At 67.0% G+C, this 19,891-nt stretch carries 25 protein-coding genes; 14 read left to right on the top strand and 11 right to left on the bottom strand.

Annotated features, from left to right (window positions below; all coding sequences use genetic code 11):
* Positions 1–51 precede the first annotated feature (51 nt).
* The 5 genes from ACFVIV_RS33385 to ACFVIV_RS33365 form a co-directional block, all read right to left on the bottom strand.
* Positions 52–696, bottom strand: a complete 645-nt coding sequence (locus ACFVIV_RS33385; RefSeq protein WP_379203327.1) for an HD family hydrolase — start codon at positions 694–696, stop codon at positions 52–54.
* Positions 693–1,769, bottom strand: coding sequence for a helix-turn-helix domain-containing protein (locus ACFVIV_RS33380; RefSeq protein WP_379203325.1), 1,077 nt, complete (start codon positions 1,767–1,769; stop codon positions 693–695). The genes ACFVIV_RS33385 and ACFVIV_RS33380 overlap by 4 nt, the downstream gene beginning before the upstream one ends.
* A gap of 401 nt (positions 1,770–2,170) precedes the next feature.
* On the bottom strand, positions 2,171–2,773 hold the full coding sequence (locus ACFVIV_RS33375; RefSeq protein WP_379203323.1) for a hypothetical protein: 603 nt from the start codon (positions 2,771–2,773) through the stop codon (positions 2,171–2,173).
* An 85-nt stretch (positions 2,774–2,858) separates the two neighbouring features.
* On the bottom strand, positions 2,859–3,266 hold the full coding sequence (locus ACFVIV_RS33370; protein WP_379203322.1) for a hypothetical protein: 408 nt from the start codon (positions 3,264–3,266) through the stop codon (positions 2,859–2,861).
* Positions 3,263–3,520 carry a hypothetical protein gene (locus ACFVIV_RS33365; protein ID WP_379203320.1) on the bottom strand — a complete coding sequence of 86 codons (258 nt, stop codon included), beginning with the start codon at positions 3,518–3,520 and terminating at the stop codon, positions 3,263–3,265. The genes ACFVIV_RS33370 and ACFVIV_RS33365 overlap by 4 nt, the downstream gene beginning before the upstream one ends.
* A 71-nt stretch (positions 3,521–3,591) precedes the next feature.
* On the opposite strand from ACFVIV_RS33365, the gene ACFVIV_RS33360 reads away from it, so the two are divergent.
* Positions 3,592–4,161, top strand: a complete 570-nt coding sequence (locus ACFVIV_RS33360) for a hypothetical protein (RefSeq protein ID WP_379203319.1) — start codon at positions 3,592–3,594, stop codon at positions 4,159–4,161.
* Positions 4,162–4,387: 226 nt separating this feature from the next.
* Positions 4,388–4,933: a hypothetical protein gene (locus tag ACFVIV_RS33355; RefSeq protein ID WP_379203318.1), complete on the top strand. Its 546-nt coding sequence runs from the start codon at positions 4,388–4,390 to the stop codon at positions 4,931–4,933.
* 404 nt (positions 4,934–5,337) lie between these two features.
* Here ACFVIV_RS33355 and ACFVIV_RS33350 read toward each other — a convergent pair whose 3' ends face one another.
* Positions 5,338–5,637, bottom strand: coding sequence for a hypothetical protein (locus ACFVIV_RS33350; RefSeq protein WP_379203316.1), 300 nt, complete (start codon positions 5,635–5,637; stop codon positions 5,338–5,340).
* Positions 5,638–6,313: 676 nt separating this feature from the next.
* On the opposite strand from ACFVIV_RS33350, the gene ACFVIV_RS33345 reads away from it, so the two are divergent.
* Complete coding sequence (locus ACFVIV_RS33345) at positions 6,314–7,246, top strand: replication protein RepA (RefSeq protein WP_379203314.1); 933 nt, start codon at positions 6,314–6,316, stop codon at positions 7,244–7,246.
* 103 nt (positions 7,247–7,349) lie between these two features.
* Here the strand turns inward: ACFVIV_RS33345 and ACFVIV_RS33340 are convergent, their stop codons facing one another.
* Entirely contained in the window at positions 7,350–7,580 is a 231-nt protein-coding gene (locus tag ACFVIV_RS33340) for a hypothetical protein (RefSeq protein ID WP_379203312.1), read from the bottom strand.
* A 152-nt stretch (positions 7,581–7,732) separates the two neighbouring features.
* On the opposite strand from ACFVIV_RS33340, the gene ACFVIV_RS33335 reads away from it, so the two are divergent.
* Complete coding sequence (locus tag ACFVIV_RS33335) at positions 7,733–7,924, top strand: hypothetical protein (protein WP_379203311.1); 192 nt, start codon at positions 7,733–7,735, stop codon at positions 7,922–7,924.
* Between the two features lie 115 nt (positions 7,925–8,039).
* Here the strand turns inward: ACFVIV_RS33335 and ACFVIV_RS33330 are convergent, their stop codons facing one another.
* Complete coding sequence (locus ACFVIV_RS33330; RefSeq protein ID WP_379203309.1) at positions 8,040–9,077, bottom strand: NUDIX domain-containing protein; 1,038 nt, start codon at positions 9,075–9,077, stop codon at positions 8,040–8,042.
* 151 nt (positions 9,078–9,228) lie between these two features.
* Positions 9,229–9,459: a hypothetical protein gene (locus ACFVIV_RS33325; RefSeq protein WP_379203307.1), complete on the bottom strand. Its 231-nt coding sequence runs from the start codon at positions 9,457–9,459 to the stop codon at positions 9,229–9,231.
* A gap of 177 nt (positions 9,460–9,636) precedes the next feature.
* On the opposite strand from ACFVIV_RS33325, the gene ACFVIV_RS33320 reads away from it, so the two are divergent.
* The 8 genes from ACFVIV_RS33320 to ACFVIV_RS33285 all read left to right on the top strand — a co-directional run bounded on the left by ACFVIV_RS33320 (position 9,637) and on the right by ACFVIV_RS33285 (position 17,493).
* Positions 9,637–11,160, top strand: a complete 1,524-nt coding sequence (locus ACFVIV_RS33320; protein WP_379203305.1) for a hypothetical protein — start codon at positions 9,637–9,639, stop codon at positions 11,158–11,160.
* 391 nt (positions 11,161–11,551) lie between these two features.
* On the top strand, positions 11,552–11,830 hold the full coding sequence (locus tag ACFVIV_RS33315; protein WP_379203304.1) for a hypothetical protein: 279 nt from the start codon (positions 11,552–11,554) through the stop codon (positions 11,828–11,830).
* A 2-nt stretch (positions 11,831–11,832) separates the two neighbouring features.
* Entirely contained in the window at positions 11,833–12,537 is a 705-nt protein-coding gene (locus ACFVIV_RS33310) for an RNA polymerase sigma factor (protein WP_379203379.1), read from the top strand.
* Positions 12,534–12,815 carry a hypothetical protein gene (locus ACFVIV_RS33305; protein WP_379203302.1) on the top strand — a complete coding sequence of 94 codons (282 nt, stop codon included), beginning with the start codon at positions 12,534–12,536 and terminating at the stop codon, positions 12,813–12,815. Before ACFVIV_RS33310 ends, ACFVIV_RS33305 begins: the two co-directional genes overlap by 4 nt.
* Positions 12,812–16,117 carry a CHAT domain-containing protein gene (locus ACFVIV_RS33300; RefSeq protein ID WP_379203300.1) on the top strand — a complete coding sequence of 1,102 codons (3,306 nt, stop codon included), beginning with the start codon at positions 12,812–12,814 and terminating at the stop codon, positions 16,115–16,117. The genes ACFVIV_RS33305 and ACFVIV_RS33300 overlap by 4 nt, the downstream gene beginning before the upstream one ends.
* Positions 16,118–16,224: 107 nt before the next feature.
* Complete coding sequence (locus ACFVIV_RS33295) at positions 16,225–17,013, top strand: hypothetical protein (protein ID WP_379203298.1); 789 nt, start codon at positions 16,225–16,227, stop codon at positions 17,011–17,013.
* Complete coding sequence (locus tag ACFVIV_RS33290; RefSeq protein ID WP_379203296.1) at positions 17,010–17,333, top strand: hypothetical protein; 324 nt, start codon at positions 17,010–17,012, stop codon at positions 17,331–17,333. Before ACFVIV_RS33295 ends, ACFVIV_RS33290 begins: the two co-directional genes overlap by 4 nt.
* 1 nt (position 17,334) lies before the next feature.
* Positions 17,335–17,493, top strand: coding sequence for a hypothetical protein (locus ACFVIV_RS33285; protein ID WP_379203294.1), 159 nt, complete (start codon positions 17,335–17,337; stop codon positions 17,491–17,493).
* 50 nt (positions 17,494–17,543) lie between these two features.
* Here the strand turns inward: ACFVIV_RS33285 and ACFVIV_RS33280 are convergent, their stop codons facing one another.
* Positions 17,544–17,897 (bottom strand): hypothetical protein, encoded by a 354-nt coding sequence (locus ACFVIV_RS33280; RefSeq protein ID WP_379203292.1) that lies wholly within the window; start codon positions 17,895–17,897, stop codon positions 17,544–17,546.
* Between the two features lie 133 nt (positions 17,898–18,030).
* Between ACFVIV_RS33280 and ACFVIV_RS33275 the strand changes: the two genes are divergently transcribed.
* On the top strand, positions 18,031–18,285 hold the full coding sequence (locus ACFVIV_RS33275; RefSeq protein ID WP_379203291.1) for a hypothetical protein: 255 nt from the start codon (positions 18,031–18,033) through the stop codon (positions 18,283–18,285).
* Positions 18,286–18,338: 53 nt separating this feature from the next.
* On the opposite strand, the gene ACFVIV_RS33270 is transcribed toward ACFVIV_RS33275, so the two are convergent.
* Complete coding sequence (locus ACFVIV_RS33270; protein ID WP_379203288.1) at positions 18,339–19,016, bottom strand: cutinase family protein; 678 nt, start codon at positions 19,014–19,016, stop codon at positions 18,339–18,341.
* Between ACFVIV_RS33270 and ACFVIV_RS33265 the strand changes: the two genes are divergently transcribed.
* Positions 19,015–19,866: a class I SAM-dependent methyltransferase gene (locus tag ACFVIV_RS33265; RefSeq protein ID WP_379203286.1), complete on the top strand. Its 852-nt coding sequence runs from the start codon at positions 19,015–19,017 to the stop codon at positions 19,864–19,866. The genes ACFVIV_RS33270 and ACFVIV_RS33265 overlap by 2 nt on opposite strands.
* The last annotated feature ends 25 nt before the right edge of the window (positions 19,867–19,891 follow it).

The raw sequence follows: 19,891 nt of genomic DNA, 5'->3' as shown, positions 1-19,891 counted from the left end.
GGGGGCATTCGCGCAGGTGGGGGAGTGGGTGCTAGTTGACTGCGGCGCAGGCTATTTGGCGATTCGTATGGGCCGTTCGGTGGCGGCGGGGGTGCCGAACCGGTCCGCGAAATTGTCCCACCAGGCCGACGGATCGGTGTGCAGCGCGGCATCGCGCAACGCTTTGCCAGTGGCAGTGGTGATCATCGGGATCATCGACTGTATGTAGCGCTCGATCGACTTCGGGGCTCGGCCGGCCTCCTGGTATTCGCGGGCGGTCAGCAGCAGTTCCAACTTGTCCGCGTCCCGAGAGCACATGGCCTCTTTGCTGGCCCCGGGACGCTTGGACGATTCGTGCTCGGCGATGGCTGCCCGAATGCGCTCGGCCAGCTCGGCGGGCAGGCCGGCGGTCTGGTCGGCGACGACCTCGGTCGCCGGCACAGTCTGTACATACGGTTTGCCGACCGCGTCCACATCGCCGTAGCGCGCTTCGGGAACATCGTGGAACAAGCCGAGCACCGCGGCCCGCTCCGGGTCGGCGCCCTCTCCGACCGCGATCACGAATGCCAGCGCCGCAGCGCGCCAGCTGTGGGCGGCCACATTCTCGCCGTCGCCGATGCCGATGCGGCGCCAACCCGATCGCGACACCATTTTCAGGTGACCCAGCTCGTAGGCGAAGACGGCCGTTTCGGTTGCTGTGTTGGTCGCGTCGCTCATGCTGTGCTCCCGATCAGGTAGTGGACTTGTTCAAGTCGCTGCCGCGCGTTCGCGCTCAGCCGGTTATCGGAGGTGGCCTGTTCGACGGTACTCGAGATGCGCGCCGTCCAGCGTGGTTGCGTGACCAGCATCCGGCGTGCCTTGGCCAGCGCCCACAACGTATGTGCGCACAGCTCCCGATACGGTGCGCCGGTCACCCCGGCCAACAACGACGGCAACAACAGCTCTCCCGACCACGCTTCGGCATTGGTGCGCACCATATCCGCGTCTGAGGCCCAGGGGCCAGGGAATTCCCCCACCCAGTAGGCCCAATACCGGAGATTCGCGGCCTGGGTTTCCTGGTCGCTCAGGCCCTCGGCCACGAACCGGTGCAGCGGCTCGGCGTCGCCCTCGCTGGCCGCGCGCACCGCCGCCGACCGGGCCACCGCCCATTCGGGTGACCAGCGCCGCAGATCCGCCGCGCGAGCCTGTCGCCGAATCTGGTCGGCGGCCCACCCTTCGCTCGGCTGGTGCGTCGCATCGTGGGAGGCGACCAGGAACACCGTCTGCCGGCGCAGCATCGCGCCCTGTTCCCCGCCGGCCGCGGATTCGGCCAGTGCACGCAGACTGGCCACGGCCTCGGTGCGCTGGCCTGCCGCGATGTGCAGTACCGCCGAGGTATCGCGGAGCTGGCGGGGGAGTGCCCCGGTCAACGGCCAGGTGAGCATCTCGGTGGTGGCGCGGTCGGGAACCGTCAGCCCAAGGGGATGCCGCTCAGGGTCGCGTTGATCAAGCCCGGACAGGATGTCATCGGCAGCCAGCGCCGTTTCGAATGCCGCCACCAATTCCGGGCGGGCACCATGCGCCAGCAGTGCCCGCTCCAGCTGCCGCAGGCGGGCAAATTGCAACCGGATCAACGGATTCCGGCCCTGCTCCCACGCCTGAACGGTCTTCTCCGCCACTCCCAGCAACTTCGCCAGCTGCTCCTGGCCGAGCCCGAGCTCGCGGCGGATCGCAGCGAGCACCGCGCCGGAGACCCGGCCGTCCAACCCACTCCCATTGGCTATGGGAGTGCTTCCTGTCTCGCGTGCCATTCGGGCTCCTCGCGTCGCCGGAAGTCCTATCCATGGTGAGTCCCGGATCGGCCCGCCCGTCGATACCGTGAATACGAGCTGGTAGCCGGGCGAACGAGACCACCAGGGACAAGCATCCCAGGTTCGTCCAGGACATGGCGACTGTCCGGACTGGTTTCCGGCTCACCACCTGATGCCCCTGGGCCAGTGCTTCCTTGGCCTGTGGAGCACGGACCGCACGCCGATAGGCCCTCCAAAGCGGCGCAGGTCCCCCAGGACATCAGGCGAGTCAGGACCGTTCATCGATCTCATGGGCTTATGCGCGGTGCATATTGTCGCGGCCTGGCGAAGAATCGGTACGCGTATTCCGAGCAGGAACGAAAGCGCCGACATACGTGACGCTCAGGGTTTACGGCCGACTTCTAAGTCTCAAGTTCCTTGTACGCCAGGGCGTTTCCGGCGTGCGTCAACAGTGCGCTGACCTGTTCGGCGGCTTGTGCCCGGATCTCGTCGAGTCGTGTGGCGACGGCGCGCATCGACTCCGGATCGTCGTAATCGATGGTGTTCACGGTCGGTGTGACGTTTCGCAACGTGCCGGCGATCTCGGCCACCAGCGCCTTGGTGGTCTCGTCGGACAGCAGCATGGCCATGCGCGCGGCCCGCAGGACGTCGTTGAGCGCGGGCCGCTGCTTCTCGACATCGTGTTTCACGATCGTCGCCCGATCGCGGAGCAGCTTGATGTCGGGGGCGGTGGCTGCGACGTCAGATGCGTGCACCTTCAGCACCGTGGCGAAGTAGCTGCCGAGGTGTTCCCACACGGTGACGTGGTGGGCCAGATCGACGATCGCGGCCCGCAGCGTGTCCCGGTGCGCCTCCACTCGGTCGGCGCGGTACCGCTCCTCGGTGCGTTGGTAGGTGTCCTGCGCCAGTTCGAGAGTCTTGCCCGACCGCTTCAAGGTCACGAAATTGAAGATGCTCGACACGACGATGGCGGCTACGCCGACGGCAATCGTTCCCGAGGACATGGCCGGAACCTACCTGTCGCCCACGGATATTCGGCCGAACCGCACCCCAGGTGTCGTTGCGGGGGCCGAGGCGGGTGAGGACCGGTCAGGGCAGTTCGTCGAGGTCGATACGTGGGTCCAGGTCGCGAAGCTGTGCGCCGCGGCTGGTGAGGCAGGGGAAGTCCCGGCCGACCGATTCGGCGACGGCATGGGCCGCCGACAACGCGTCCACCGCGTCGGGGGATGCGGCCAGCACACCGGCGACTCCGGTGTGCGCGGCGCGGTCCAGAGCGGTGACCACGGTGTTGGGCAGGTCGAGCAGGACGTCGAGGATGTCGTGGCGATCGGTCGGGATCAGGGCGCGGGCCTCGGTGAGCGCGGTCGCGGGGACCACGATCGTCGAGCCGACCTTGGCAACGGCGAAGCACATGGCCTGTGGGTAGGGCTTCTGCCAGGCCCAGTCGATCAGGGCGGCGCGGTCGAAAACCACACCGCCCACAGCGTTTTCGCTCACGCAGCGCCGGCGTGTGAGGCGGATCCGCCGGAGCGGCCGAGCACATCCAGGGCGCGCTGGACCAGTTCCGGATCCGGTTCGCCGCCGGGGATCACGGCGCGGATCGAGGCGAGTGCGCGCTCCTTGTCGGAGTGCAGGCGCGCGGCGACGGCTTCGGCGACGAAAGTGCTCTGGTCGTCGATCTGGCCGGCGGCCTGCAACGCGTCCAGGCGCTGGGCCAGTTCCTCCGGCACCGGGATCTCACGCTCGGTCATGGCTATCAGCGTATCCGTGGTGACCAAGCGGCGGTAGCGGTCCGGGGCGGCGGGCATTCGCGTGTCAGCCGATGTTGTCGACGTTCGCTGCGGCCGCCATGCCTGCGCTCCTTGAGGTCGGCCGGAGGGCGCACGGTCAGGGGCGGGTCGCGGTGCTGGCCCGGCCGGTCGAACACGGTGCACGATCTGATCGGCGAGCCGATACTGGCGCGGTGGACAGCGCCGAACGTGACAGCCAGGATCGCTCGCCGGCGGTGTGCCGGTATCGGGTATGGGTGGAGATGCCACCGCCGGACGATTACCTCTTCGATGAGGCGACCGCACTGTTCGAGCTTGAGGTGACCAGCCCGTATCTGCCGCGTATCGGTGAAGAACTCTCGTTCCAAGGCGTGGACGGGAAGAACCTGGAAGTCACCGTCACTGGCGTGACCCACACGTTCCACACCATCGATGCTCGGTCGTCCCGGCTGGCGACGAGTGTCGTGGCTCAGGTCCAGGCGCACACCCTCGCCTTGGGGCACAGGCTCCTTGTCGACCCCGAGCTGCTTGTGCGGTGGGCCACGAACATGCCCGGTGTGGAGGTCGTGCCCATTCCCATCCTCGCCGAGCTGGCCGTCGAATACCGTCGGCGGCACCCGTAGGTCCCGTCCGCCGAAGGCGAACCGTCGACCTTTGCAGAGAAAGGGTCGACGGTTCGATCTGTCCGACAGTAGGGTCATCGTGCTGCCGCCCTGGGGTAAACCGATTCTTCAGCGGACCGCGTGTCGCGGTGGTCGGCAAGGTATGCGAGGCGCTCCGCGCCCGGTACGTACACACCGTGGTGCCGTTTCACTTTCTGCGCTGTCGTGGCGGCTACCGTCGCCGGTCATGACCGTCATCGTTGAGGCACCGGCCGACGTTGCCGAGGTAGAGCTATCCGACCAGTCCACCGATCTCGATCTCGCGGCCGGAGACGGGGACCACGTCAAAAGGTCGGCCGCCTACCACCAGGCCGGCCACGCTGTCGCTCTGTTTCTCACCGGCCTGACCTACAAGTCGATCCATATCGACGACCCGGCCGCCTCCCTGCACATGTCCGGCATGGGACGGCTGGTGGTCACCAAGAAGCAGAGCGGTGTCGACATTCCCGCCCACACCATCAACCTCATCGCCGCCGCCGGCCCCATGGCCGAGATCCATCACCACCGCAAGGCATTTCAGTGCAGCCGTGATATCGCCTGGACGCTGGCCGCCCGAACCGACTGTGCACAAAGCGACATGCACGCAGTAACCCACACCGAAATGCATGTCCGCGCGCGCCACATGGTGAAATTCGAATGGGAGGCCATCGACGCCATCGCCCAGCGGCTCTATCGGGAGTCCTCCCTCACCTACGCAGAGGTCACCGAGATATGCAGCGAGTACGCCTACTAGCAGCAGTGTCTCCAGTTACAAGCGATCGAGGGTGATGAAGCGGGCGGGCGGCTTCGTAGCGTGGCCCGCCCCAGCCTCCGGATACCGCGAGCGAAGTAGCGGTTTCGCGCCTCCATCCCGGTTGATGCAGCTATTGGTCGCCGCGGCGAGACCAATATGCGCCGCGCATAATCCACGCCGGAGTCGAGAATCCGATCGATACTGCACCGGTCATGGATCCAGAGCTGGCGATGAACCCGAGCGTGTGTGGTCGGCAAGATATGCGTGAGGGAAGTGTTCACGGTGGTGGGGGCGCCGCAGCGGTCGGCAAGATATGCGTGACGTGACAATGGACTGCGGTTGTCCTCGGCCGGCCGGGTGTACAAGGTCGGCAAGGTATGCGAGAGGGGCAGCCGGGACCGGGTTCACCCAGGGGTGTCGGCGGCGGCGAGAGCCTGGGCGACGACGAAGTCGTCCACGCTGCTGCCAACGCTTTCCGCGCGAACTTTCAGTCGCCGAAAGGCGGGCAACGGCACGCGCAGCATGAGAACCACCAGCATGTCGTCCGGGTCGGTCACCGGCGGCGGTAACTCGATCGGGGATGCGTCCTCGTCCTCGTCGAAGCGCAGGTTCTCCACGAGCCGGTCGGGCCAGTGCTCGCCGTAGGTGTCGAGCATGTCGGCGTAGAACCGATACAGGGCGGCATCGGCGGCAGGATCACCCATCGTTGACCCCTTCCGTGCGGTGACGCAGCCGATGGGCACACGAAATTCCAGCCGGGCGTGAGCTCGACGGTTCGCCCTCTCGGGCGCGCAAAACAGCCTGGAAAACGCAGAGATGCCCTGGTGGGCGGGGGTGTTCCTGTAGAGGTGGGCCGGAATCCATTCACAGCCGCCGCCAGCCTACTAGAGGTATCTCTCTAGAGGAAAGAACTAAAGGCGGAACCGATTTTGTGCGTGTCACCTGCGGAAATACCGGGCCTCGGTCGGCAAGGTATGCGAGTCGGTCGGCAAGGTATGCGAGCCATCCTGGGAAAACACCGTTCCGGCGGTCGGCAAAGTATGCGTGGATAAACCGCCCGGAATCACCGGATCTTTCACAGGTCGGCAAGGTATGCGTGCACAACCAGGCAGTCATACCCAGGTCGGCAAAGTATGCGAGGACAACCCGATTCGGTCGGCAAGGTATGCGTGCACAAACCGATCCGACCCCACCGATCCCGCCGCCCACATGCCGATCTCCGTCGGCGCGGTCGGCAAGGTATGCGAGCCGGACAGGGCGTGTAATTCCCCCCGGGTGTGGTCGGCAAGGTATGCGTGCGAGCGGTGAAAGTCGAGGTGGGGGACACGCCGTCGGTCGGCAAGGTGATCACGGGCGGCCTCGGTGTGGCAGGCTGACCCCATGCCACGGCAGACGCGCAGCGAGCTGGATTTCTTCAACGCAGCGGCCGAACTCTGGGACGCCGATCCCGAGATCGGTTACCTGGCGCGGCTTTTCACCCAGACATCGCTGCCCTATAAGGAGCCCAAGGGCAACCTGGCGGCCTGGCGGCGCGTCAACGGGCACACCCAACTCGTGGTGCAGCCCGGTGTCATCTTCGGCCCGGACGGCGAACCCATCTCCCTCGGATTCCCCTACGGCAGCATCCCGCGGCTGGTGTTGACCTGGGTGTGCACCGAAGCGGTCAAGACCCAGCAACCCGAGCTCGTGCTGGGTGCCAGCCTGACCGAGTTCATGCGCAAGGTGGGCCTGATCAAGGACCACGAGCTGCCCACCGGCGGCAAACGCGGCAACGGTACCCGCGCCAAGCAGCAGATGGAGCGACTGTTCCGCGCCAACATCACCGTGGAGTACACCGGGGACGAGAATCGGCAGCTCGGTGTCCAGATGCGCGTCGCGTCCGGGCACGACCTGTGGTGGAAACCGCGTGTGGGCGAGGATCAGCCGGCGCTGATGGAATCCAAGGTGCGGCTGTCGCCGGAGTTCTTCGAACAGATCATGGAAAGCCCTGTGCCGGTGGACATGCAGGCCCTGCGGCTGCTGCGCGAGTCCCCGATGCGCCTGGACATCTACACCTGGCTGACCTACCGCATGTCCCGGCTCAAGCGGCCCACGACCGTGCCGTGGGCCGCACTCAAGGGCCAGTTCGGTTCGGAGCTGGCCGACACCAAACAAGGCAACTACCAGTTCAAACGCGACTTCAAGAAGCGCCTGGCCGAGGTCACCACGGTCTACCGGGAGGCCAACGTCGACGTCACCGACTCCGGCCTGGTGCTCCAGCCCAGCCTCACCCACATCCCCAAGAGCCGCGACTTCCGGGCGCTCGGCGCTTGACCCGCACCCACGACCCCGAACGAAGAAACGGTTTCGCTCTGCCGGCCTCACGAAGCCAGGACTGCGCTGCCCGGCGCCCTGGCGGTGGCCCGCGAGTCTCGGCTTACCGATCTGCGGTGTCGGCTGGGTCCGCCGCAATGCCGGATTCGGTTGAGGGCACCGGCTTGGCCGGGCGGGCGGGGAGGTCGTCGGTGTCACCGACGAGCCAGCGCAGAAATTCGATGATGTGCGCGTTCATGTTCGACCCCACATCGCTCGCGGCCGCCTGAGCACGCTCGTACAACACGTCGTCGGGACGGTAGACCCGGGCGCGGTTGAGGTGCTTGCTCGGCATAGATAGCAGCATCCCATGGTGGCTAGCCACCCGTCCATCAGGCGCGTGAAACCGGGCGGCGGCTAGCCACCTTGATCTGGGGTCTATCTGCTACTTCCCTGGTATGGCGCTGGCCCCGCCCGCCTTCTGTGGGCTGGGGTCCGCGGCCTTGCGTGGCCGGCCCCGCGGTGTGGGGGCGGGCCAGTGCGGGCGTAGCCATTCCAGGACCTGGTCCGGGTCGGCTGCCGCGCACCGAATACCGCTGCACCTACGCCGCGCGGCAGGTGGCGGTGAAAGCCCGCTACGGGCTGTGGGTCACCCCGGCCGAACGCGACGCCCTGGCGCGCATCCTCAACAGCTGCTGAACCCACAGACTCACCCGCGACACCCGATATCACCCGCTACACGGCATGATTCACACAGTTCGACCCCCCAGCCTCGGCTGAGGGGTCGAACACGTCGGGCGGGGATGGTTGCCGGTCAGTCGGCGTGATGGCGCCCGCGGTCGCCGTGCTGGAGCGCGTAGTCCCATGCCTCCACCACGGCGCGGGCGGCCTCCTCGGCGGTGGTGTAGGGGCCGAGGCTGCGCGGTCGGTCGGCGTAGCCCAGATACGCCTCCACCTGCGATCCCCGGGCCACGATGTGCCCCAGCACCTCCCCGGTGTCCCGCTCGGTCACATCACGCCCCAGCGTGGGGCTCGGATCGCTCGGCACCACGATCACGGCGGCCTTGGCCACCCCGAACTGCGTGCGGGTCAGCTCGAGACGGATCGGATGCAGGTCATCAGCGGCCACGGCGGTGTCCTCCTCTTGGTGCGGGGCGGGGCGCAGGATCGGCGGGTTGAGCGTGGTCGCGGGCCCGCGCCGGTACAGCTCGGCGGGGCGGCCGCCGCGGGTGGTGGTGACCTGCTCCCCGGTGGGCACCACCAGGCCGGGGGTGCCGCTGATCTTGCGGTGGAAATTGCGCTGGTCCAGCGGGGCGCCCCACACGATCTCGTAGACCCGCCGCAGCTCGGCCAGGGTGAACTGCGGGCCGACGAACGCGGCGGCCAGGGCGGTGGTTTCCAGCCGCGCCCGCGCGCGCTCCACGCCATCGGCCACGATGCGCGCGTGGTCGAACGCCAACTGCTCGTGGCCGTCCAGGATTCCGGCGACCGGTACCCACCGCGCGGCGCGCGCGTCATCGCCGGCCACCAGCTCCGCAGGATCGGGCACGAACGCCACGTAGGCGATGGTGACGTAGCGGCCGCGCGGGTCGCGGCCGGGGTCACCGTAGGCGCCCAGCTCCTCGAGGTGGGCCAGGTCCACGCTCAGCCCGGTCTCCTCTTCCAGCTCGCGGGCGGCGGCCGCGCGCAGGGTCTCGTTTTCCAGGTGGCCGCCGGGCAGCGCCCAGGCGCCCTGGAACGGCGCCTTGCCGCGCTCGATGACCAGCACCTGAAGCGCCTCATCACGCACGGTCAGCGCCACCAGATCCACGGTGACGAACACGGGCTCACGATCGGTGTTCTTACTCGACATATCAAGTCTCCCAAGCAAATTAGGTTTGTGTCGCAATGACATTTACCAGAATAGGCGGGAGGGGTGGTTTGTGTCAATCGGGTGTAAACCGGTGTCCGCGATGGGCTTCGGATGCCGGGAAGGGGCGACATGCGCCAGCCTCCCGGCATCCTCATCGTTTGCGCTGGTCAGTCGCGGTCCAATGGTGGGCGGGGATATGGACCACCAGTGGCTGCGCGGCCGGGGGTATCGGGCTGTCGCACAGCGCGGCGGCCAGCCATCGCGCCGCACGCTCCCGTTGCACGTCGTCCAGGGGTTTCAGGGCCAGATAGGCCGTGCGCATCGCCTCCAGCTCGGCGAAACCGTCTGCGGTATCGGGGTTCTCGTGCGTGGTGCCGATCATTGTGTCCTCCCTTGTAAGCAGCCTCGGTCGGGCTGTAGCCAGGCTCGCATCGCGGTGTCGCGCTTATGTCGCACGCGGAAGTTGTTGATCATCAACGGAATTCGTCATTGCGCGGTCTGTTTTATTGGTCATACACTCGCGTGTATCACTGATGAAACAACCCGTTCAGGGGGAGTTGTGACCTACGAATTCACCGCCACCGGCGGCACCTACACGATCGAATGGCCCCTCAGCGGCGGCATGCCCGCCTGGGAAATGGCCGACTGGACCGACACCCTGGTGCGGTTCATGGTGATGCTGCGCGAGGACGACCCGCGCCTGCTCACCGACTCCAACGTCCTGTACGACGCCATGAACGCCGCCTACAAGCTGGGCCAGGCCGGCGAAGCCCTCCGAGACGCGCTGATCCGTACCGCGCGGCGCAGCGTGGACGGCAAGCCGGTGATGACCTTCGATGAGATCGGCAAGGCGCTGGGAGTCCAGCGCAGCACCGTCAAGGCCCGCCACGACCGCCTGGAGGCCGGAGAGCAGGCCCGCTACGCGCACTGGCTGGCCGGCACCCTCCCCGATTACGGCAACCTCGAGCCCGGCTACGAATGGTCGGCCGACGTGCTGACGCTGGCCGATCCCGCCGGCATGTACGCCATGCTGCTGGACGACACCAGCGAAGCCGCGGCCGTCGCCGCCACGAAAATCCGTGAGCGGCTGCACGATCCGGCCACCGCGCGCACCGACTGGCCCGTGGCCGCCGAAATCAACCTGATCCGCGCCGCCCTGCCCGCCGAGGTGCTGGCCGACCCGGACGCCGATCGCGCCATCGAACTGGCCGCGCGTGGGCTGTACGTGCTGCGCGTGCTCTACCCCGACCCGGCCGAGACCGGCCGCGCCGGACTCATCGTGGGGGAGCTGGAGCGCCCGGAATATCGCGCGCTGGCCACCTACCACCACGCCGGTGGCGCCCTGGCCGCCATCGGCGTGCTGGTGCGGCAGCTGACCGGCGTGGATGCGTCCACCGGTGACATCCTCGATGCCGTGGCGGCGGACATGTGGTCCGATGCCGTCTACGGCAACGGGCGCCGCAGCGACAGCCCCTACGGTCACGACGAACGCCGCAGCGCCGACCTGGTGCAGGCGCACGCCCTGGCCCTGGGGCTTGGGCGCGAGCGGGCCGCGCGGCTGTGGTCGGCGGTCATGGGCACGACCTTCGACGAGACCACCAAGGCCCAGATGGGTGCTACCGATCCGGACATCGTGGTCCAGGCCGTCGCCGGTGCGGACCTGCACGTGCTGGCCACCCCCGAATCCACCGCCGCCGCAATGGATCTGGCCATCGAGAACTTGACCTCCGCGCGCTTCCGCCCGGAGCGCCACCTCGGCCACGTCCTGGCCGCCGCCGGTATCCGCTCCCGCTCGGTGCCCGAGATCCTGGCCTGGGTCGACGCGCACCCCGACACCCGCCCGGTGATCGACGGCGCCGAACAGGACCTGACCGTGCGGGAAATGATCGGCAAGGCCCTGTACTTCAACGCCGCCTTCGTCCGCGATCACCACTACCCCGAGACGTGGCGGCTCGATGACCAGGAACAACGCGAACGCAATGCCGAGCTCCAGGCTCGGCTGGGTTCCCAGCTGATGGCCGGCGAGATCACCGCCACCGAGGCCTACCGCATCGCCCAGGCGGCTGCCCGCGGCGAAAACTGACCGGCCACAACCCGATAGCCGAACGGCCCCGGATCCTCTCATCCGATCCGGGGCCGTTGCCGTGCCCAGGTCTCACCCCGCCCACATGACAGCACTGAAGAAACGGTTTACCGCCGCCTGGCGCTGATCGCCCATCGTGCCTGCTGGACGTGGGCGCCACCGTCCAGATCACCGAAACCACCGCCCCTGGAACCGGTCCCGCCGCCGGAAGACACCCAGCCCGCCGAGCAGCCCCGCACCCGCAGGCCCCGCGGTGTGCTACCCCTTCCAACCCGACTGCTGAGTCCGCAAGTCGCTCCAGCCTTTTTGCATTGCTGATTGCCCGTTTTCGTTCGCCCGCTGGTTCTTGTTGTGAGAGAAATCCTTCGAGGACCACGGAGGTCGATCCGTTATGTCGATACAACAGAGCTTGCCGGTGCTGGTGCCCGGGATCCCGGTCGCCCTGGCCGGCATCGTCGCCGCCGTTCGCAGCAGCGGCGTGCTCGGTGCCATCGAGCGTATTCTGCGCAATAAGAACAGAACTCGGGTGGAAGTTGTCCGAGAACAGGCGCGTATGGCGTCCTTGTCGCTCGCGCCGGGAGTGGAGCTGTCCCACACACTGGCGGACGGGTCCTCGCTCACGGTTCGGCAGACCACCGTGCGTGAGGACTCCGAGGAGACCGAAAAGTGACCATGGACGAAAACCAGCTGGCGCACGGAGAGCCGCCCGAGGATCCCGACGATGAGGATCCGCCCGTACTCCGCGGTGAAAACGCCGCTGTCCTGGAGCGGCCCACCTCACGGCGTATTCGACCCGCCCGCCCCGAATGGAGCGCCGAACACGCGGTTGTCCGATACCCACGCCAACGCGGCCCAGCGCCCGCCGAGGACCGGACCGAGGACGCGGAGCTGTCGACGACGTTCGACATCAACGACCTCCTGATCGCCAACCGGCGGCCACTGCTCCACAAGCTCTTCTGGTTCTGTCACGGCGACCGCGAGCTCGCCGAAGACCTCGTGCAGGAGACTTGTATCGTCGCGTACCGCTATCGAGACCAGCTCGCCCAACATCCCAACCCGGCGGCATGGCTCTACACCGTCGCCACCAGGGCGGCCATCGACTACTTCCACCGCGAGCACCTCGGACGACGAAAACACAGCGAGGCCGCCGAGCTTGCCCCGCCGTCGCCGGGTCGAACCGGGGCTTTCGAGGAACTGGTCGATGCCCTGTCCGATGCGCGGGAGCGGCAGGTGATCACCCTGTTGTTCCTGTTCGGGTATCCACGAATCAGTGTCGCGGAGGCACTGGGAATTTCGGTGCGCACGGTGACGTCGGTGAAAGCAAGTGCATTGCAGAAGTTGAAGTCGCTACTCACGACGGAGGGAGACAAGTCGTGACCGGACATGACCACGGGGAAGAGGACACCATGCGGAAATCCTTCCTCGCGCTGAAGCGGCAACTGACCGATGTGAAACTCGATGCGCTGCTGCGAGAGCCCGAACCCGCCTGCGACATCAACGATTTGGATGCGATCGTCGCCGAGGTGCTCGCCGGTGTCGAAGGCCGTCGGCAAGCGCGATCCGCGAGCAGCCAGCACCATCGCGCGCCTTCCGGTGCGCCCGGAGCGCGGGAGCGTGACCTCAGTGGAGCCCCCGGCCAGCCAGGCTCTGCATGACAGCAGACCCGGCACGACGCCTGAAAGCACGGTTGGATTGTTTTGCGGCCGAACAAGACCCTGCGATCGTGCGGGACAGCCGTGCCGCCGCCGAAGCCGCCGAGATCATGGCGGCTATCGGTGACCAGATAGCCGAGCACGCGGAGGCGGCAGCGCTGGTCGGCCTACTGCGCTGGTACCGGTTCCAGTATCTGCCGGAGCCTGATTGCGAAGTCGAGCTGGACGAGATGATCCGGATATTCGGTGTGCTCGCCGGACACCGGCCCGACCTGATCCCACGCTCGGTTCTTTCCCAGCTGCGTCCACCCGCGGCGGCCGACTCCATCAGCACGTTGATGTTGTTGGCCGCGGAATTCCTCGAGGAGCACCGCCAGACCGGAGCCGTGGACGCCTTGGACGCGGCCGCCACGACGCTGTACCGGGCGCTGTCCTCATGGCCCGAGGACGAACGGCTGGCCGGCCTGGCGGTGGAAGTGTTGCGTTGCTACGAGCAGCTGGTCAGCCGGAATCGGATGCCCGACACCAGACCGGGGCCGAACCCGTCGGGCCGCGAATCACCGCGCCGCGATGTCATGATCGGCCTCGCACAGATGCTGGGCACCTGGGTTGCTGGCGCCACGGTGGCAGGACATCCCAGTGAAATCATCGATGCGGGCCAGTCCGGAATCACCGTCGAATCCCCCGATCAGGACGCCATGCTCACCGTGGGCGGGGTTTCGGCGACCGTGAAGAACCTGCGTGCCAACAGCGCGGTCGCCGAAAACACAAGGGTCCTCCGCGAATCCGTCGACTTGCTACGGCACATGGTGACCTTGATACCGCACGATGAGCGCGCGGTGCCGCATATCCAGTTCAACTTGGCGCTGGCACTGCTCGCTCTGTACAGGCGCACTGGGCAAATGACCATGCTCGAGGAAGCGGTCAGGTTGTCCAGGGAAGCCCTCACCAGCGGGTTGGAAGCCGAGCGCGACCGCGCCGACAGGCTTTTGCTCTTGGCAGTTGCGCTGTTCGCGCAGTATGAGCGCACCCGGATTTTGGGTGTGCTCGAAGAGGCGGTCCGAACGTTCCGCAAAGCGATCGGGGGCTATTCGCATGCTGATGTCCGCCGCGCTGAGGCGCTGACCAACCTCGCGCCAATGTTGCACGAGCTGCATCGGCGCACCGGCGATATGGCCGTGCTCGACGAGGCGATCCTGGTGTCCCGCACCGCAGTGGAGGCGTTGCCGTCGGCCAATGTCCGCCGCGACGAGGCGCTGGCCAACCTCGCCTTGGTGCTGCTCACGCGCGGCGAGCTCATCGGCATGCCGGCTGATCTCGATGAAGCGCTCACGGCGTCACGGGAGGCCTCGAGATTGACCTCCCGCCATCACCCAGAGTTCCCTGAAAGACTGTCCAATCTCGCGTTGGTGTTGCGCGCTCGATTCCGGCGCACTCACGATTCGGCTGATCTCGACGAAGCCATCAGCTGTGCCCGTGAGGCGCTCACATCGATTCCGGCAGACCACCCGAGCCGCAGCCGTCACCTGACCAACCTCGCGCTCATGTTCCAGACCCGGTATGAGGCCGAAGGCGACCCGTCACTGCTCCGGGAGGGCCTGCACTTGGCACGGCTCGCGGTGGAGGGCGAGGCACCCGACCACCCAGACAAAACAGGTCTGCTGATGAATCTCGGTGGAGCCCTGGCACAGTTCGGAGTGCACACCAACAGCGCGGACGCATGCACCGAAGCAATCGCGGTGTTCACGCAGATCCACGAGGCACCCAACGTCAGTTGGTCGATGCAGGCCACCGCCGCGATATCTGTGGGGGAGTTGGCGGCGCATACCGGCGATTGGCATTTGGCGACACAAGGATTCGAACGCGCCATCTACACAGTGAGCACCGTAGCCCGCAGAATCTCCGACGATGACGGAGAGATTCACCTCACCCGATTCTCCGGAGTGTCCGCGGACGCGGTTGCCAGCGCTCTCAATGCCGGTGAAGTCGGCGAGGCAGTAGCTCTGTTCGAGCGCGGCCGCGGTGTGCTGTACAGCCGAGCGATGGACCTGCGGAGCGACCTCGTCGAATTGGCCGGCGTGGCACCAGATCTGGCTAGACGGCTTACCGATCTGCAACAACAGTTGCAAGCCGACGTGAAGAACCGCGCGCTGTTGACCCGAGAGTGGAACTCGTTGATCGACCGGGTTCGCTCGCTTCCCGGGTTCGAGAACTTTCTGACGGCCCCGTCACTGGATGAGATGCTCCAGGCCTCCGCAGAGGGGCCGATCGTGCTACTGAACGTGAGCCGGTATCGCTCGGACGCGATCGCGCTGATAAACAGCACGATCCGGGTCATCCCCCTTCCGCTTCTGACCCCGGAATCGGTGGAAGGGCAGCACTCCCAACTCACCACCGCGTTACATGAGGCGGGTTACGGGCCTACCTCTGCGCGCAGGGCTGCGGCGGGGCATGTGAGCAGGGTTCTGGAGTGGCTCTGGGACTCGGCTGTCGGTCCTGTTCTCGATGAACTCGGCCTGATCGGATCCTTCGGCAAGGCGCAGAGGTTGCCGCGGGTCTGGTGGTGTCCCTCCGGCCTGCTGTCGTTTTTTCCTCTGCATGCCGCGGGATATCAATTGGAGAGAAACAGGAACGCTCTCGACAGAGCCGTCTCCTCCTATACCCCCACCGTGCGGGCCCTGGTCCACGGCCGACGCAACACCGGAAATCCCCCATCTCAGTTGCTCGCCGTGTCCGTGCCCGATGCCACGGGCATGGACAGGCTTCCTTTCGCAACCCGCGAGGTCGAGATACTCGCCGAGCACTTCCCCGGAGCCACACGAGAACTCAGCAGCATGGCTGCGACCCGCAAAGCGGTCCTGGATTCGTTGCCGCAGACCAACATGGTCCACTTCGCATGCCACGGCGTTGCTGATCCCGATGCCCCCGCATCGGGTGGGCTCCAGCTGGCGGATGGGCGTCTCACGGTTCGCGAGATTTCCCGCATCAACATGCGCAGCGCCGACCTCGTTTATCTGTCGGCGTGTAGCACCGCTCAATCAAGTCTGGAGCTGCCCGACGAGGCCATCAATCTCGCCTCCGCCTTTCTGCTCGCCGGCTATCACAATGTTGTCGCCAACTTGTGGGATGTCGTCGATCGCGCGGCCGTGGAGATCGCCATGAGCTTCTACGAGCACCTTTCCCGTGCCTCCATGGTCACGGGCAATGAGGTCGCAGCGGCACTGCACGCTGCAATCCGCAATATGCGGGACAAGCATTCGACAACACCAACGCTATGGGCGGGTACCACCCACATAGGCCCGTGACCTGCTCGGGGTGGGCTGCTCACTCACATATGCCCCATGATTCGCATCTGCACCATCCGCGCCGTGGCGTGCAGACCCAGCGGTTTGCGCATGTTCTACTAGAACGTATGTTCGACCAACGGGAGCAGAAGGGCGGAGCGGCCGCGCTGAAAGCGCTGCCCAAAGCGGAACGCCTCGCGATCCTCCGGGAGCGGATGGCCGCAGTACCCGGACGTGTCGGCGCGACCGCCACGGCACCGGCGGCTGCGCCCGTCGCGGTGCCGGCGCACGAGCTGCTGCCGATGCCGGGAGCGCTCGGGGAACTGCTGCCGCACGGCGGGTTGCCGCGCGGCACCGTCGTCTCGTGCCCGCGCGGCGCGGTGGTGTGCGCGGCGCTGGCGGCCGCGAGCGCGGACGGCCAGCACGCGGCCGTGCTCTGCGGGCCGCACGGCGTGCAGCTGGGGTTGCTCGCAGTGTGGGAGATGGGCGGCAACCTGGCGCGGGTCGCCCAGGTAACCGTGCCCGCCGACCGGGCGGTGGAAGTCGCGTCCGTCCTGGTCGATGGCGTGGCAATCGTTGTCCTGGATATCCCCAGCCTGCGGATGCGCCCCGCCGAGGTCGAAGGCCTGCGCGCCCGGATCCGGAACAAGGGCGCCGTTCTGATCACCACCGGGGGCGAATGGGTGCGGCGCCCGCACCTGGGGTTCGAAGTCCGCCATCTCGGCGCCGGAGGCCTCCTCGGCCAGGGCTGCGGCCGCGTGCGCCAGCTGGACCTCGAGGTCCGAGTGTCGGTGCAGGGGCAGCCCTTTCGGCGCGGCCGGGTGGCACTGACCGGCACCGAGGACGGACATACCCGCTGGGTGGAGGCCAACGACGCGGCGGCCGCGCGGCGGCTGGATATGGTGCGCACCGGGTGACCGAACGAGCCAATCACAACCCGGCCATGATGCGGTGGCTACCCTGCCCCCGGCCCGTCCAGGTCGACCCGCGCGCCGTGCTCGTGCTGCCCCGCGACTGGCCACCCCCGAACCGCCGCGCCCTGGGCGTCCTCGCCGGCGGAGTCGACCTGGGCCTGGACAAGGAATGGATCCCAGCGACTTTGCACCGCTGGCTGCGCGTACGGCTCGGATTCTGGCTCGGCGAACTGGAAATCGAGCTGGTCAGCCCGAACAATCAGCTCCGCGTGCCGATCCGGCAATGGGTCCACCAGCACGCGATCCGGGAGCCCCACCCGTGACGTGAGCGGTGGACTGCGCCATGGCCCGCCGCCACAGTCCATGACAGATCAGAAGATCGTGGATTCGGCGCTGGGTGGCCCACACGCGCGGGTCGTCGGGATCGAGGCCGGCATCCAGCAGGGCCTGGCGGTCGATGAAATCGTCCATGCCGCACTTTGACGCACCACATCGTGCGCACGGTTCCCTCGACAGAGCCTGACCCCGATGTGTCAGCGTTCGATGCCCCGGTCCCGCCGATTACGCAATGCGGCCTCGGAGAACGCATTTCCCGACCGTGCTGGTGAATCGGACCGCGTAGGCGAAGCGGGACGCGATTGCGGTTCGGGGCTGATGACGAGCGGATTGCGGGCGGCATCGACCTGGCGGGCCAGGATTGCGGTGGCCGCTCCGCTCAGCGTGAGCAACTCCCGCCGCTGTGACGGTTCCATGCCGGTATGGCGGAGCTCGTAGTCGAGATTCTCGATCTCTTTGCGGATCTCGAGGATTTCCGACTCCGGGGCGCTGGCGTCGATTCTCTTCGACCGTTCGATGATGTCGGTGTATCTGTCTTTCAGACTGCGCATTTCGCGGACCCCTCCGTGGGTGGACCTGATCGATCCAGGCTAGGCGCGCCCACCGACCACGACCGGATTCAGGAGACGGACCATCCCATAGCCGCACACAAAGGGGGCAGAGTTCCGCGCTTAGACTCCGCCCATGCCCGAGGAGAGCAACCGGCTATCGACACGGCAGCGCACGCTGCTGCTCGTGGTGATCGCGGCGCGCAACGCGGGCATCACCGATGTGACCGGTGCCGTGCTGGCCGCGGTGCGGCACCCACCGCCCTCACCCCAGGACGTGGCCGCCCTGGTCGACCTTCTCGATTCCGAGGCGGTGGCCTACCAGCCGGGCGAACCCGCGCAAGTCGTCATCACGCGCGTGGCCGGCCTACTCGGCGAACACCTTGCCTGACCTACAGCACACCTCCGGGCCGGATGCGCCTGCCCGTCCCATTCGGGAGCCGGCTACAGGTGCGCGGCCGCGAACAGGGCGGCTTCGCTGAGGTGCACGGTGTAGGCGACGTGCGCGGTGGGCAGGAACCCGCCGGGTTCGCAGACGGGATCTCCGGCCGTGCACCAGGATCCGAGGCGGTCACGGTAGGGCTCGGGCAGCTGCTCGCCGCCGAGCAGTCGCAGGGGGTCGCCGAACAGCAGCACCGCCGCGATCCTGCTGGTGATGTCGGTGGGCAGTTGGGTGGCTCCGGGTATCGCGGCCGTGATGTCGGTTCCGGCGGCGGTGTGCACCACCACGGCACCCTGGCTGTAGCCGACGACAACGAAACGTGTTGCGGGACATGCGATGGAGACGCCCACGATGTGGTCCACGAGATCGCGGCTACCGTTGCCGATCGAATCCGGATTCAGCAGATCGGCGGGGTAGTTCACGCGGTAGGCGGACACACTCATCGGCAAGGTGTCACGCAGCGCCCCGACCAGCGGGTCGCCGACCGCAGCACCGAGCAGACCGGGTTCCTCGGTGCCGCGGGCGACCACGACATCGACCTCCGCGCAGCCATAGGCGTGCGCGGTCGGCGCGCCACCGACGGCCAGCCCTCCTCCCACCGCTATCAGCATCGCCGCCGCAGCGGCACCCAGAAGGCGAGCAGGGGCGAACGAGAACGAGGCGGTTCGTACAGTGCTCATGGCCGCTCCCGGTGTGTCGGAACGCTGCGGTTTCAGCGTTTTCCGACATTCGACCGCCGCCGGGGGTGGTGCCAGAACGGACGAATACACGGACGAACACCCGGAAGGTTCGCTGCCCGATACCGTGTCCTCGGGCCTAAGGTCGTGGAATGACCGCTTGGGACGTGGGGTGAAGGCGATGACCGAGAAGGATGCAGCTCAGACCGCGGCGAAGCCGTACACGCCGGCGTTCCTGGCGATCTACGACCTGTGGGTCATCAAGCTCTCGGACCGGTATGCGTGGCGATGCCCGGCCGAGGTGATGCTGGAGCCCTACAACAAGCTGCTCGGCGCGCGCCATCTCGAGGTGGGGCCAGGCTCGGGGTGGTTCCTGGTCAACGCGGCCTTGGCGTCGGATGCGGAGATCACGCTGCTGGATCTCAATCCCACCCCCATGGGGCACACTCGCCGCCGGTTGCACGGCAAGGCGCGCCAGGTGCATACCGTGACCGCGAGCGTGCTCGAACCGCTGCCGGAGGAGACGAGCACAGGAGGCTTCGATTCGGTCGGCATCAATTTCGTGATGCACTGCCTGCCTGGTGATTTCACCGAGAAGGGTGTGGCGTTCACGCATCTGGCGAAGGTGCTCGCCGACGACGGTGTGCTGTTCGGATCGACCATCCTCAATCAGCGCCCGGCCACCCTGTTCGGGCGGGCGCTGACGGCCGCCTACACCCGCGTCGGGGCGTTCAACAACGCCGGCGACGACCACGCCGGGCTGCGGTCGGCGCTCGAGCCCGCCTTCGAGGAAGTCGAACTCACCGATATCGGGGATGTCACGCTGTTCACCGCGCGGCGGCCGCGCCGCTGAATCCTGTTGCCCTGCCCGGCAATTG

Origin of the sequence: Nocardia sp. NPDC127526 (genome assembly GCF_042672265.1) — a bacterium.
Classification (GTDB): Bacteria; Actinomycetota; Actinomycetes; order Mycobacteriales; family Mycobacteriaceae; genus Nocardia.
This window is presented reverse-complemented; position numbering and strand designations above follow the sequence as displayed.